We start from the raw sequence: 13,244 nt of genomic DNA on the forward strand, positions 1-13,244 counted from the left end.
GGAGTTTTGCTCAGCCGTCATTTCAGCCCTGGAACCTATCCGAAATCGGTGCTCGTGGTTCGATCACACGCCAGGCTAGGATAGGTGTTCTATCGGGCGCAGACTCGTCATTTGGATGAAATGGCGAGTCTTGGGCTGATCGACCGTGCTTAATTATTTTCCGCGCGATAGGCGGCGGCCAGCTCGGTTCGGGCGGCTGTCCTGATGGTTTCGATAGAGAGAACTGGTGGAGCCAATCGGAATCGAACCGACGACCTCTTGAATGCCATTCAAGCGCTCTCCCAACTGAGCTATGGCCCCACTCCGGCAGTCCGCCGGCGCCGTTTCCGGCGAAGAGATCCGGCGCGGGTTGAGACCGCGCCGTTAGTGCAGGCGGCTTCTAACCCCGCCTTCCCCTAATATCAAGCCTTCGAGAACCGCTTTTTCTTGCCGGCGCGACGAAAGCCGTCAAATGCGGTTCGCACCCGCTCAGACTTCGTCGTCGTCGTCGCCGACGCCGATCATGTCGGCGACGTCGTCGTCCTCTTCCTCCTCGTCGGCGAGGAAAGTGTCATCCTCGTCATCGCCGAGGTCGACGTCGTCCTCGTCGTCGCCGAGATCGGGCAGTTCGTCGGCCTTCACGTCCTCGTCCGCCTCTTCGAGCGAAACGACCTCGACGCCCTCTTCCTCCTCGGCGTCGACCTCCTTTTCGACAACTTCCTCTTCCTCTTCGACGGCGGCAACCTTGCCTTCCTCGAAATAGGAGCGCGGATAGCTCTTGCCTGTGTAAGGCGAGACGATCGGGTCTTTGTTCAGGTCATAGAATTTTCGACCCGTCTCCGGGTCGATGCGTTTGGTGCCAAGTTCGGGTTTTGCCACAGCAAGCCTCGTCGATAAAAGTTTGGTCCCCTTAACCAGAGTTTACGGCGCTGTCAAAGCGAAAAGCCGGCGTCCCAAAAACCTTGAATTCGAAGGCCTCGTGCCAAGGGGATGACCATTTCGGTCCGCCATGATAGGAGACCGCGCAAACCAGAAGAAAATAGCCGGCCGCCGGCGTTCATCCAGGAAAGAACCATGTCGCATACTGCCGCCCCGATGCAGGCCACCGCCCGCAAATCATCTGCCCTTTCCGGCGCGGCGCGGGTGCCGGGCGACAAGTCGATCTCGCACCGCTCGTTCATGTTCGGCGGCCTAGCCTCCGGCGAAACCCGCATTACCGGGCTGCTGGAAGGCGAGGACGTGATGCGTACGGGCGCTGCCATGAAGGCCATGGGCGCCCATATCGAGAAGCATGGCGCTGAGTGGGTGATCCGCGGTACCGGCAACGGCGCGCTGCTGCAGCCGGAAGGCCCGCTCGATTTCGGCAATGCCGGCACGGGCTCACGCCTCACCATGGGCCTGGTCGGCACCTATGACATGGAAACCACCTTCATCGGCGACGCCTCGCTGTCCGGCCGGCCGATGGGCCGCGTGCTCGAGCCGCTGCGCCAGATGGGCGTGCAGGTGCTGAAGGCGACGCCTGGCGACCGCATGCCGATCACGCTGCACGGGCCCAAGCACGCCGCGCCGATCACGTACCGCGTGCCGATGGCATCGGCACAAGTCAAGTCGGCGGTGCTGCTGGCTGGGCTGAACACGCCGGGCATCACCACCGTCATCGAGCCGGTGATGACGCGCGATCACACCGAAAAGATGCTCAGGGGATTCGGCGCCAATCTGTCGGTCGAGACCGACGAGCGCGGCGTGCGCCACATTTTCATCGAAGGCCAGGGCAAGCTCACCGGGCAGACCATCGCGGTGCCAGGCGACCCCTCCTCGGCCGGCTTCCCGCTGGTGGCGGCGCTGATCGTGCCGGGCTCGGACATTATTATCGAAAACGTGCTGATGAACCCGACCCGCACCGGACTTCTGTTGACGCTGCAGGAAATGGGCGCCCGGATCGACATTCTCGACCCGCGCAACGAAGGCGGCGAGGATGTCGCCGATCTGCGCGTGCGCTATTCCGAGCTGAAGGGCGTCACCGTGCCGCCCGAACGGGCGCCGACCATGATCGACGAATATCCGGTGCTTGCAGTGGCGGCCAGCTTCGCCGAGGGCGAGACGCTGATGCAGGGGCTGGAAGAGCTGCGGGTGAAGGAATCCGACCGGCTGGCGGCAGTCGCCAACGGGCTGAAGCTCAACGGCGTCGATTGCAGCGAAGGCGAGGCCTCGCTTGTCGTGCGTGGAAAACCCGGCGGCAAGGGCCTCGGCCAGCATCCGAACGGACGGGGCACTATTGTCCAGACCCATCTCGACCACCGCATCGCCATGAGCTTTCTGGTGATGGGCCTGGCGACGGAAAAGCCCGTGACCATTGACGACCAGGCGATGATCGCGACGAGTTTTCCGGAATTCATGGGTCTGATGAAGGGGCTGGGGGCGGAGATCGGGTGAAATATGTCTGCGTACATTGGAAGCACGAAAGGCCGGAGCAACCATTTCACCTCTGGTATGAGATTGAAGATGACAATTATCAGTCGAGAACAATAGAGTTCTATCGGGACGGTTCGGTCGGGTTCGCGTCACGTGGCGTCGCGCCAGATGGATCAAAGGACCTCGACGTTGGCGGGACAACGAACTCAGACCAACCTTTTCCGGACCTCGACGAGATCAACGCTGATCCTGTATTTGAGGCGGTGGAAGTCACGGCGGCAGAGTTTGAAAAGCGTTGGCAGCAGGCGCTTGCCTCGAGGCGGCGAATGACCTCAACCTTCACCATCGCCATCGACGGTCCCGCCGGCGCCGGCAAGGGCACCCTTGCCCGGCGACTCGCCGACCATTACCGGCTGAACCTGCTCGACACCGGCCTTACCTATCGCGCGGTGGCGCATGCGCTGCTCCGGCTCGGCCTGCCGCTCGACAATGTTTCGGCCGCTGAAACCGCTGCCCGGCAGGTCGATCTGGCAAAGCTCGACCGCCCAGTGCTTTCGGCACACGCCGTTGGCGAGGCGGCTTCGAAAGTGGCAGTGATCCCGTCGGTGCGGCGCATCCTGGTCGAGAAACAGCGTGACTTCGCAAGAACACCGCCTGGCGCGGTGCTCGACGGCCGCGACATCGGCACCGTCGTCTGTCCCGATGCCGACGTAAAACTCTATGTCACGGCCAGTGCCGAGGTGCGGGCAAAGCGGCGGCTGGATGAAATCGAGAGCATCGGCGGCACTGCCAATTTCGATGAAATCCTTGCCGATATCGTGCGCCGCGACGAGCGCGACATGGGCCGCGTGGACTCGCCCTTGAAGCCGGCCGTCGACGCGCACTTGCTTGACACGTCGGAAATGGCTATAGAGGCCGCGTTTCTGGCAGCTCGGGCGATCATCGACGACGTCCTGGCCAAGAGAAATGAAGCCTGAGCCGGGTGTTCCCGCCGCCGCCGATTGCCGGCGACAAAAAGAATTCCCATATCAGGCATGAACCAGCCTGCCAGCATTCTTCATGCGCCGGAATTGCCGCTCAAAGGCGGCCAAGGGCTTTTTGCCCGGAACGCCGGCAGGCCAACGCAACGCTAACCCACGGCGCCGGCCCCGCGACAGATTGCGGGGCATTCCAGGAGAAACTATGTCAGTTGCAAATCCCACTCGCGATGATTTCGCGAGCCTGCTCGAAGAATCATTTTCCGCCGGCCATTCCGGCGAAGGCCAGGTCGTCAAGGGCATCATCACTGCCATTGAGAAGGACATGGCTATCATCGACGTCGGCCTCAAGGTCGAAGGCCGCGTGCCGCTGAAGGAATTCGGCGTCAAGGGCAAGGACACGACGCTCAAGGTCGGCGACACGGTCGAGGTCTATGTCGAGCGTATCGAAAACGCGCTTGGCGAAGCCATGCTGTCGCGTGAGAAGGCCCGCCGCGAAGAGAGCTGGGTCCGTCTCGAAGAGAAGTTCACCAAGGGCGAACGCGTCGAAGGCGTCATCTTCAACCAGGTCAAGGGCGGCTTCACCGTCGATCTCGACGGCGCCGTGGCCTTCCTGCCGCGCAGCCAGGTCGACATCCGCCCAATCCGCGACGTCTCGCCGCTGATGCACAACCCGCAGCCCTTCGAGATCCTCAAGATGGATCGCCGCCGCGGCAACATCGTGGTGTCGCGCCGCACCGTGCTCGAGGAAAGCCGCGCCGAACAGCGTTCGGAAATCGTGCAGAACCTCGAAGAGGGCCAGGTGGTCGAAGGCGTCGTCAAGAACATCACCGACTATGGTGCATTCGTCGACCTCGGCGGCATCGACGGCCTGCTGCACGTCACCGACATGGCCTGGCGCCGCGTCAACCATCCGACCGAGATCCTCAATATCGGCCAGACGGTCAAGGTGCAGATCATCCGCATCAACCAGGAAACCCACCGCATCTCGCTCGGCATGAAGCAGCTCGAGAGCGATCCGTGGTCCGAGATCGGCACCAAGTTCCCGATCGGCAAGAAGATCAAGGGTACCGTCACCAACATCACCGACTACGGCGCGTTCGTCGAGCTGGAGCCGGGCATCGAAGGCCTCATCCACGTTTCGGAAATGTCGTGGACCAAGAAGAACGTGCATCCCGGCAAGATCCTGTCGACGACGCAGGAAGTCGACGTGGTGGTGCTCGAAGTCGATCCGGCCAAGCGCCGCATCTCGCTCGGCCTCAAGCAGACGCTGGAAAACCCGTGGGAAGCCTTCGCGCGCAGCCATCCGGTCGGAAGCCAGGTTGAGGGCGAGGTCAAGAACAAGACCGAGTTCGGCCTGTTCATCGGCCTCGAAGGCGACGTCGACGGCATGGTCCACCTTTCCGACCTCGACTGGACCCGTCCGGGCGAGCAGGTGATCGAGGAGTACAATCGCGGCGACATGGTCAAGGCGCAGGTGCTCGACGTCGACATCGACAAGGAACGCATCTCGCTCGGCATCAAGCAGCTGGCCAAGGATACGGTCGGCGAAGCAGCGACGTCAGGCGAACTTCGCAAGAACGCAGTCGTCACCTGCGAGGTTATCGGCGTGAAGGATGGCGGTCTGGAAGTGCGGCTGGTCGACAGCGGCATCGAGACCTTCATCAAGCGCTCCGATCTCAGCCGTGACCGCGACGAGCAGCGCCCCGAGCGCTTCACCGTCGGTCAAAAGGTCGACGCCCGCGTCATCGCCTTCGACAAGAAGACCCGCAAGCTGCAGGTCTCGATCAAGGCGCTGGAAATCGCCGAAGAGAAGGAAGCGGTCGCCCAATACGGTTCGACCGACTCCGGCGCTTCGCTGGGCGACATCCTTGGCGCCGCGCTGAAGAAGCAGGGCAGCTGAGCCAACACCGCGCCTCACGCAGGTTGTAAACGAAACAAAAAGCCCCGCCGGAGCGATCCGGCGGGGCTTTTTTTGTACTAGACTAGGCCTGAATTTCAGGCCCTGCCGTAAAGCGGCACCAGCGTACCGCTGATCGCCATGTTGGCCGGCGAGGCAAGATAGGCTATGGCCTCGGCTGCCGCTTCGAGGCTGACCCATCTGCTGAAATCGGCATCCGGCATGTCAGCTCGGTTGGCCGGCGTGTCGAGCGTCGAGGGCGCCACGGCGTTGATCAGGATGCCCTTGGCCTTCAGCTCTTCAGCCATCGCCACGGTCATCGCGGCGACCGCCGCCTTGGCGGCGGCGTAAGCGACCTTGCCGGAGCCGCGCCGCGGGTCGAGCCCGGCTCGCGCGGTGACATTGACGATGCGGCCCGACACGGAAGATCCCAGCATCGAGCGTATCGCCGCGCGGCAGCACAGGAAGGTAGTTCGGGCGTTGGTGTCCATCATCTCGGCAAAGGAGGCGGGCTCGATCTTCTCGACCGGCGCGGCGGTGAAGCCGCCGGCAAGATGCACCGATGCCCACAAATCCGGAACACTGGCATAGAAGGCGTCGACCTTGGCAGGGTCGGCGAGGTCGACATTGTGCGCCAGCCTGACGCGGTCATGTGCCGGGAAGGGAAAATGCGCAGGCGCGGCAGCGTGAGCATTGGGCACATGGCAAATCGCGCCCTGCTCCAGCAGTTTCCCCACGACCGCGCCGCCAAGCGCCCCGGTGCCGCCGGTCACCACGATATGTCTGCCGTCCAGTGTTTCCATCATATTCGACCGCTCCGTGATTGCGCGCCGCCGGTGCGGAAAGTCGCGCCTTTCGCGCGATCACTCAACCGAAATCTCGATGACGTAGGGTCGTCCAGCCGCTCGCGCGCGCCTAAGCGCGTCCGCCAAGCCGCCAACGCCGGAAATCCGCTCGGCGGCAATGCCATAGGCTTCGGCCAGCTTGCAGAAATCCGGCGGCGCCGGCGAGACGCCGACCGGCTCGACGCCAACGTCAAGCATCGAGGTTTCGATCTCGCGGTAGCCGCGATTGTTCCAGACGGCGAAAATCACCGGCGCCGCCGCATCGAGCGCCGCGCCCAGTTCCGGCAGGGTGAACTGGAAGCCGCCGTCGCCGGTGAGGCAAACGACCGGTGCGTCGGGCCTGGCAAGGGCGGCGCCGATTGCCGCCGGCGGGCCATAGCCGAGCGCGCCGAAGCCGGTGGCGGCGTTGAACCAGCCGCCCGGCCGGTCGTGATCGTAATAGAGATTGGCGGCGTAGACCGGCTGGGTCGAATCGCCGACGATGATCGCGCCGGGCAGCGTATCGCGGATCGTCTCGACGGCCCGCAGTTGCGCCTGCATAGCCGGGCCGATCTCGGCAAAGGCTGCTTTGCGCGTCGCGGCGGCGCGAGCCGAACCATCATCCAACGGTGCCTGGCCCGTGCCGAGTTCGGCAAGCAGCGCTTCGAGCGCTGCGCCGCAATCGGCCTGGATCGAAATCCGCGCCGGCCGGCGGGCAAGCTGGTCGGCGCCGATGTCGATGCGGATCAGATTGGCGGGCAGGACAAAGCCGCCGTCACCATATCCGTCATAGTCGGTCGGACCGAATTCGGTGCCGGCGGCGATGACCAGATCGGCATCGGCCATCAGCGCACGCACCGCCTTCAGGCTGGGGCTGGCCGGCACGCCAAGCGGATGGCGATACAGCAGGCCGCGCGCATTGGCGGTCTGGACGACCGGCGCGCTTAGCCTCTCGGCCAGGCGCTGCAACGGCGCTTCGGCGGCTTTGGCGCCGCCGCCGGCGAGGATAAGCGGCTGGCGGGCAGACGCGCACAGCCTTGCCGCCTCTGCAATCGCCGCCACATCTGGCTCGGGCGGCGCTGAATTTCGCAGCAGCGCCACGATGCCGTTGGCCGGCATGGTCATGACATCGGTCGGGATCTCGATATGCACCGGGCCCGGACGCGAGGATGAAAACAGTGCGAAGGCGCGGGCGAGCACGCTGGGCAGTTCGCCAGCCTCGGTGACGCGGTGCGAAAACAGCGCCACCTTCTCCATCATGCCGCGCTGGTCCGGCAGTTCGTGCAGATGGCCGAGGCCCTTGCCCAGCGTCGGTGTGGCGTTGACGCCCGAGATCACCAGCATCGGCACCGAATCGGCGCGCGCCTGGCCCATGGCGGTGATGGTGTTGGTCAGCCCTGGCCCGGTGATGACGAAGGCGACGCCCGGCCTGCCGCTGGCGCGCGCATAGCCGTCAGCCATGAAGCCGGCACCCTGCTCGTGGCGCGGCGTGACGTGGCGGATATTCGACCGCGCCAGGCCGCGGTAGAGCTCGACCGTATGCACACCGGGAATGCCGAAGACGGTGTCGACGCCATGGGCTTCGAGCAAGGTGATGAGGGCTTCGCCGACCGTCGTCATTGTCTTAGCACCGGGCGTGTGAGGCAGGTTGGGCCGCCTTCGCAGGCAATGCACAGCGCATCGGCCTCGAATGTCGAGACCGTACAGCCGGCGGCCTGCATGGCCGCTGCTGTTTTGGGAAAGCCAGCAACGGCGATGACGTGGCGCGGCGCGGTCGGCAGGACGTTCAGGCTGAGCCCATTCGAGGCGAAGAATTCGTCGGCGTCGCCTTCGACCAGGCGAATGCCATGCGCGCGCAGCATCTGATAGAAGGCCACAGGCAAGAGCGGCGCATAAACCAGCGCCAGATCGTCGGCGAGCGGGCTGATCACCGACATCAGATGCAGGCAGGCCTCCTCGCCGTGCCAGAGCGGCAGATCGAAGCCATAGACCTGGATGCCCTTGGGCGAAAGCAGATTGGAGAGCTGCTGGATGCCGTGCTGGTTGGTGCGCACGCCGCGACCGACCGCCAGCGTCTTCGCATCCAGCCAGACGCAATCGCCGCCCTCGACCTGGCCGGGAGCCTCGATACGGCCGAGGATGGGGATGCCCATGCGCCCGTAGGCTGCCTCGTGCAGGCCGGGCTCGGGCCGGCGCAATGCCTTGCCCATGGCCAGGATAACGGCGCCATGGTCGGTCATCAGCGACGGATCGTGGGTGAAGACAGAATCGGCAAGCCCGTCATCGGCGTCGCTCAGCCATTCGATCTCGGCGCCTGAGGCCGAAATCAACCTGGCCAGCGCTTCATGCTGGGCCGCCGCCTTTTGCGGATCGAAGCCCGGGCCATAGTGCCACTCCAGCGCTTCGGCCCCATGCATGGCGCTGGCGGCGGAGCGCATCAGTACGCGCTGCAGCGGCCCGGCCATCGACTGCGACCCGTAAGCTTTGCCCACTAAATTCTCCTGAAACGCGCCCCCTCCTGCCAATAGCCACTCGGCAGGCCGTGATCAATGGTCCAAAAACTGCGGTTGACGGAGGCAAGCGGAACGGTCCATCTTGAGAATCGGAACGCTGTCCAGTGACGGGTAATGGGTAAAAAATTCCAGCAAGGACTGCCTCGGCCGCTCCGCGGGGCACCGCGACGATGACAGCGCCGGGCACCGCCCTGAAGCATACGGCGCAGAACGGCGCCGCCGAAGCCATTCACGTCGAGAACCTGCACAAGAATTTCGGCAAGCTGCATGTGCTGAAGGGCGTTTCGCTGTCGGCGCGCGATGGTGAGGTGATCGCCATCATCGGCGGCAGCGGCTCGGGCAAGTCGACGCTGCTGCGCTGCATCAATTGCCTGGAGAACCCGACCAGCGGCATCATCCGCGTCAATGGCGAGCAGATCCGGCTGAAGGCCGACAGCCACGGCCACACCGTGCCCGCCGACCGCAAGCAGATCGAACGCATCCGCTCCAAGCTCGGCATGGTGTTCCAGAACTTCAATCTGTGGAGCCACATGACGCTGATCGAGAACGTCATCGAGGTTCCCATTCATGTGCTCGGCGTCAAGCGCGATGCGGCGATCAGCGAGGCGGAGAAACTGCTGGCCCGCGTCGGCCTCGCCGAAAAACGCGACGTCTATCCCGCCTATCTCTCGGGCGGCCAACAGCAGCGCGCCGCGATTGCCAGGGCGCTGGCCATCAACCCGCGCGTCATGCTGTTCGACGAGCCGACTTCGGCGCTCGACCCGGAGCTGGTCGGCGAGGTGCTGAAGGTGATCGGCGACCTGGCGCGCGAAGGCCGCACCATGGTGCTGGTCACCCATGAGATGAAGTTCGCCCGCGAGGTCGCGACGCATGTCGTCTATCTCTACAACGGGCTGGTCGAGGAAGAAGGGCCGCCGGAGCAGATTTTCGGCGCACCCAAATCCGAAAGGCTGAAGCAATTCATCCGCAACATCGGTTAAACCGAGGCGGATGGAAAAACCGGGAACAACGACAAAACTGGGAGTCATGACCATGAAGACTATTCTCAAGACCTTTGCCGCAGCGCTGCTGCTTGGCGTTGCCGCGATGGGCGTGGCCAAGGCCGATCCGGTCAAGATCGGTGTCGCCGCCGAGCCCTATCCGCCGTTCACCTCGCCGGACGCTTCCGGCAAATGGGTCGGCTGGGAAATCGAATTCATCGACGCCGTCTGCGCCGAGGAGAAGCTCGATTGCGTCATCACGCCCGTCGCCTGGGACGGCATCATCCCGGCGCTGACGACCAAGAAGATCGACGTCATCGCCAGCTCGATGTCGATCACCGACGAACGCAAGAAGACGATCGACTTCTCCGACAAGTATTACAACACCCCGACGGCCATCATCGGGCCGAAGGACCAGAAGTTCGGCTCGACACCGGAGGATCTCAAGGGCAAGATCATCGGCGTCCAGGTCTCGACCGTGCATGCCGACTACGCCAAGAAGCACTTCGCCGAAGCGGCGGAAATCAAGGAATACCAGACCCAGGATGAAGCCAACCAGGATCTTGCCGCCGGCCGGGTCGACGCGGTGCAGGCCGATTCCATCGCCCTCGACGCCTTCCTGAAATCGGATCAGGGCAAGCAATGCTGCGACCTGAAAGGCATGGTCGCGCCGGATCTGGCCATCCTCGGGCCTGGCGTCGGCGCCGGCGTCCGCAAGGAAGACACCGAGTTGAAGGAAAAGATCAACGCCGGCATCAAGGCCATCCGCGCCAATGGCAAATATGACGAGATTTCGAAGAAATATTTCGACTTCGACATTTACGGTGCCGACACGCAGTCGAACTGACGGCCTTATCCCATGAGCGATAACCACGCGGCGCTGGCAGCGCGCCGCGTGGTTCGTCGAAAACCCATCCACGCAAGCTTCCGCAGGCGCAGATCGCCGGCGGTTTTAGCGCCAGCAATTCGGGGGCGACGCTGATCGACGCATTTCTTCCTGCTTGGGCCGCCTCTACGATCGCGCTTCTCTCGCCCACGCCGCCGGGCTGGGGTGGAACGCTCCTGGTCGGGCTGCTCCATACGATCGAGATCGCGGTCGGGGCCACCTGCCTCGGCCTTCTGATCGGCATCGGCGGCGCCTCCGGCAAGCTCTATGGCGGTCCGGTCGTGCGCGATCTCCTGGCAGTCTATACGACCGTCGTGCGCGCCGTGCCGGAGCTGGTGCTGATTCTGCTGCTCTATTACGCCGGCACCGACCTGATCAATCAGATGCTGGCGGCAATGGGCTATCAGCGCATCGACATTAGCGGGCTTGCGGCCGGCATTGCCGTGCTCGGTTTCGTCCAGGGTGCCTATTCTACCGAGGTGATCCGCGGCGCGATCCTCGCCATTCCGCAAGGCCAGATCGAAGCGGCGAGAGCCTATGGCATGCCTCCCGGCCTGCTGCTGCGGCGCATCACACTGCCGGCGATGTTGCCTTTCGCCATACCCGGCCTTGCCAATCTTTGGCTGATCGCCACCAAGGACACCGCCCTGCTGGCGGTCGTCGGCTTCTACGAGCTGACATTGGCGACGCGGCAAGCGGCAGGCGTCACCAAAGCCTATCTTACATTCTTCGTCGCCGCAGGCGCGATCTACCTGCTGTTGACGCTGGTTTCCAACCTGATCATCGGCCGGATCGAGACCTGGGCCCGCCGCGGCATGCCTTCGCTCAAGGAGGCCCGGTGATGACTGGCGAAGCTGTCGTTGTCAATGTCGCTGCACGCGCTTCGCTGTGGCTGAAGCCGCATCGCATCGTGCTGATCCTCATCGCACTGGGGCTGGTTCTGTCGGCGGCTTTCTTCATGCGTTGGGACTGGCTGCCGAAATATTACGAAATGGGACTGCTCGGCATCTGGCGCTCGCTGTGGATTCTTGCCGTCACCTGCACACTGGGCTTCCTGCTCGCCGTGCCGCTGGGGCTGGCGCAGGCCGCCGGCCCCATCTGGTTCGCGGCACCCGCCAAGGTCTTCTGCACCGTCATCAGGGGAACACCGCTGCTGCTGCAGCTCTGGCTGCTCTATTACGGCCTCGGTTCGCTGTTTCCGCAATATCCGTGGATTCGCCAGTCCTGGATGTGGCCTTATCTCAGGCAGGCATGGCCCTATGGCGTCCTCGGACTGACGCTGTCCTTCGCCGGCTATGAGGGCGAGGTGATGCGAGGCGCCTTTGCCGGCGTGCCGAAAGGGCAATTGGAAGCCGCCCGCGCTTTCGGCATGAGCCGCTGGAAGACATTCCAGCGAATCTGGCTGCCGCAGGCCTTCTACCGCGCATTGCCGACGCTGACCGGCGAAACCGTGCTGCAGCTGAAATCGACGCCGCTGGTGGCGACCATCAGCGTGATCGACATATTCGCCGTCTCCTCCAAGGTGCGGCAGGATACCTATCTCACCTATGAACCCTTGCTGCTCTTGGCGTTGATCTATATGGCGATCACCGGCATCCTCGTCTTCACCCTGGGCAAGATCGAGGCGCGGATCCCGAACAAGATCGGGTAGGTGAATGGTAAATGGTGAGTAGTGAGTAGTGGGATCAACCAGTCACCACTCCCATCCACCTATTCACGCTTCACTATTCACCATTCACCATTCACTACTCACCCAGAGGCAATCCCAATGCAACTCAGTCTCGACCAGGCGACAGGGCTGTGCCGGATGGCCGCACTTGGCGCCGGCGCCAACGAAGAGGCGGCACAGTCGCTGGCTGCCTCGATCGTCACGGCCGAGGCGGAAGGACTGTCGGCCGTCGGGCTGTCGCATTTCATCGATTATCTCGAAGCACTGGAGGCTGGCCGCATTGACGGCAACGCCGATCCGGTGATCACCAGGCCGGCGCTCGCCGTCTATCTCTCCGATGCGCGCGGCGGCCTGGCGCATACCGGTTTCGACCGCACGATCGATGACCTTGCCAAGGCGGCGCGGCTGTTCGGCGTCGCCATTTTTTCGCAGAAGAATGCCTATACGTGCGGCGCACTCGGCTATTTCACCGGGCGGCTTGCCGCGCAGGGGCTGGTTTCGTTCGCCGCAACCAACGGCCCGGCCGTGCTTGCCGGCTCGGGCTCGGTCAAGCCGGTCTACTGTACAAATCCGATGTCCTTTGCAGCACCCGCCGCAGACGGGGCGCCGCTGGTCATCGACCAGTCGTCGAGCGCCACCGCCTTCGTCAACATCCGCAAGGCGGCCGAGGACGGCAAGAAGATTCCCGAAGGCTGGGCGCTGGACGCCAGCGGCAACCCGACCACCGATCCCGCGTCCGCCATGAAAGGCGCTATGATTGCCTTCGGCGGCCAGCGCGGCGCCAACATCGCGCTGATGGTTGAGGTGCTGGCTGCGGGCCTGTCGGGCGCCAACTGGTCGCTCGATGCGCCATGGTTCAGCGGCGGACCGGACAGTCCGGGGACCGGCCTGTTCGTGCTCGCCGTCGAGCCCAAGCTGCTCGATCCGGACTTCGAGAAACGGATGAAGGATCAACTCGACCGGCTGCGCCGCCGCTATGGCGTGCATGTGCCAGGGCGTGCCCGGGCAGAAGCGGCTGAGAAGGCGGCGGCTCGCGGCATAAGCGCGCCGAAAGCCGTGGTGCAGCGCATTTCCGAATTCGCCGCCCGCTATTCATCCTGAAGA

Annotated in this window: 12 protein-coding genes, 1 tRNA gene and 1 pseudogene; 9 read left to right on the plus strand and 5 right to left on the minus strand. The window is 63.8% G+C overall.

Going from position 1 to position 13,244, the window contains the following annotated elements; genetic code table 11:
- Positions 1-224: 224 nt before the first annotated feature.
- Positions 225-300, minus strand: a tRNA-Ala gene (locus NKI85_RS05385).
- 168 nt (positions 301-468) lie between these two features.
- Positions 469-858, minus strand: a complete 390-nt coding sequence (locus NKI85_RS05390) for a TIGR02300 family protein (RefSeq protein ID WP_352522539.1) — start codon at positions 856-858, stop codon at positions 469-471.
- Between the two features lie 195 nt (positions 859-1,053).
- On the opposite strand from NKI85_RS05390, the gene aroA reads away from it, so the two are divergent.
- The 4 genes and pseudogenes from aroA to rpsA all read left to right on the plus strand — a co-directional run bounded on the left by aroA (position 1,054) and on the right by rpsA (position 5,271).
- Entirely contained in the window at positions 1,054-2,412 is a 1,359-nt protein-coding gene (gene aroA / locus NKI85_RS05395; RefSeq protein ID WP_352522538.1) for a 3-phosphoshikimate 1-carboxyvinyltransferase, read from the plus strand.
- Positions 2,409-2,687: pseudogene (locus tag NKI85_RS05400) on the plus strand (DUF6881 domain-containing protein); the annotation flags it as partial. The gene aroA and the pseudogene NKI85_RS05400, both read left to right, overlap by 4 nt.
- Before the next feature lie 30 nt (positions 2,688-2,717).
- Positions 2,718-3,368 (plus strand): (d)CMP kinase, encoded by a 651-nt coding sequence (gene cmk / locus NKI85_RS05405; RefSeq protein ID WP_352522763.1) that lies wholly within the window; start codon positions 2,718-2,720, stop codon positions 3,366-3,368.
- A gap of 205 nt (positions 3,369-3,573) precedes the next feature.
- Positions 3,574-5,271 (plus strand): 30S ribosomal protein S1, encoded by a 1,698-nt coding sequence (gene rpsA, locus NKI85_RS05410; RefSeq protein ID WP_023676278.1) that lies wholly within the window; start codon positions 3,574-3,576, stop codon positions 5,269-5,271.
- 95 nt (positions 5,272-5,366) lie between these two features.
- Here the strand turns inward: rpsA and NKI85_RS05415 are convergent, their stop codons facing one another.
- Genes NKI85_RS05415 through NKI85_RS05425 form a run of 3 tightly spaced genes read right to left on the minus strand, consistent with a single transcriptional unit; the run spans position 5,367 to position 8,557 of the window.
- A complete protein-coding gene (locus tag NKI85_RS05415) occupies positions 5,367-6,074 on the minus strand; it encodes an SDR family NAD(P)-dependent oxidoreductase (protein ID WP_352522537.1) in 708 nt (235 codons plus the stop codon).
- A gap of 57 nt (positions 6,075-6,131) precedes the next feature.
- Positions 6,132-7,712: a 5-guanidino-2-oxopentanoate decarboxylase gene (locus NKI85_RS05420; protein ID WP_352522536.1), complete on the minus strand. Its 1,581-nt coding sequence runs from the start codon at positions 7,710-7,712 to the stop codon at positions 6,132-6,134.
- Positions 7,709-8,557 (minus strand): dimethylarginine dimethylaminohydrolase family protein, encoded by an 849-nt coding sequence (locus NKI85_RS05425; protein WP_352522762.1) that lies wholly within the window; start codon positions 8,555-8,557, stop codon positions 7,709-7,711. Before NKI85_RS05425 ends, NKI85_RS05420 begins: the two co-directional genes overlap by 4 nt.
- Before the next feature lie 218 nt (positions 8,558-8,775).
- Between NKI85_RS05425 and NKI85_RS05430 the strand changes: the two genes are divergently transcribed.
- The 5 genes from NKI85_RS05430 (at position 8,776) to NKI85_RS05450 (ending at position 13,241) form a co-directional block, all read left to right on the plus strand.
- Positions 8,776-9,585, plus strand: coding sequence for an ABC transporter ATP-binding protein (locus NKI85_RS05430; RefSeq protein ID WP_352522535.1), 810 nt, complete (start codon positions 8,776-8,778; stop codon positions 9,583-9,585).
- Positions 9,586-9,637: 52 nt separating this feature from the next.
- Complete coding sequence (locus NKI85_RS05435) at positions 9,638-10,432, plus strand: transporter substrate-binding domain-containing protein (RefSeq protein WP_352522534.1); 795 nt, start codon at positions 9,638-9,640, stop codon at positions 10,430-10,432.
- A gap of 215 nt (positions 10,433-10,647) precedes the next feature.
- A complete protein-coding gene (locus NKI85_RS05440; protein WP_352522761.1) occupies positions 10,648-11,313 on the plus strand; it encodes an ABC transporter permease in 666 nt (221 codons plus the stop codon).
- Positions 11,313-12,122 (plus strand): ABC transporter permease, encoded by an 810-nt coding sequence (locus NKI85_RS05445; RefSeq protein ID WP_352522533.1) that lies wholly within the window; start codon positions 11,313-11,315, stop codon positions 12,120-12,122. The genes NKI85_RS05440 and NKI85_RS05445 overlap by 1 nt, the downstream gene beginning before the upstream one ends.
- Before the next feature lie 117 nt (positions 12,123-12,239).
- On the plus strand, positions 12,240-13,241 hold the full coding sequence (locus tag NKI85_RS05450) for an Ldh family oxidoreductase (protein ID WP_352522532.1): 1,002 nt from the start codon (positions 12,240-12,242) through the stop codon (positions 13,239-13,241).
- Positions 13,242-13,244 lie beyond the last annotated feature (3 nt).

This window comes from Mesorhizobium sp. M0571, assembly GCF_040320985.1.
Lineage (GTDB): Bacteria > Pseudomonadota > Alphaproteobacteria > Rhizobiales > Rhizobiaceae > Mesorhizobium.

Bases quoted from the DNA above. Each gene is read 5' to 3' on its own strand.
- aroA (WP_352522538.1), top strand. From the start codon at position 1,054: ATGTCGCATACTGCCGCCCCGATGCAGGCCACCGCCCGCAAATCATCT.
- cmk (WP_352522763.1), top strand. From the start codon at position 2,718: ATGACCTCAACCTTCACCATCGCCATCGACGGTCCCGCCGGCGCCGGC.
- rpsA (WP_023676278.1), top strand. From the start codon at position 3,574: ATGTCAGTTGCAAATCCCACTCGCGATGATTTCGCGAGCCTGCTCGAA.
- NKI85_RS05415 (WP_352522537.1), bottom strand. From the start codon at position 6,074: ATGATGGAAACACTGGACGGCAGACATATCGTGGTGACCGGCGGCACC.
- NKI85_RS05420 (WP_352522536.1), bottom strand. From the start codon at position 7,712: ATGACGACGGTCGGCGAAGCCCTCATCACCTTGCTCGAAGCCCATGGC.
- NKI85_RS05425 (WP_352522762.1), bottom strand. From the start codon at position 8,557: ATGGCCGGGCCGCTGCAGCGCGTACTGATGCGCTCCGCCGCCAGCGCC.
- NKI85_RS05430 (WP_352522535.1), top strand. From the start codon at position 8,776: ATGACAGCGCCGGGCACCGCCCTGAAGCATACGGCGCAGAACGGCGCC.
- NKI85_RS05435 (WP_352522534.1), top strand. From the start codon at position 9,638: ATGAAGACTATTCTCAAGACCTTTGCCGCAGCGCTGCTGCTTGGCGTT.
- NKI85_RS05445 (WP_352522533.1), top strand. From the start codon at position 11,313: ATGACTGGCGAAGCTGTCGTTGTCAATGTCGCTGCACGCGCTTCGCTG.
- NKI85_RS05450 (WP_352522532.1), top strand. From the start codon at position 12,240: ATGCAACTCAGTCTCGACCAGGCGACAGGGCTGTGCCGGATGGCCGCA.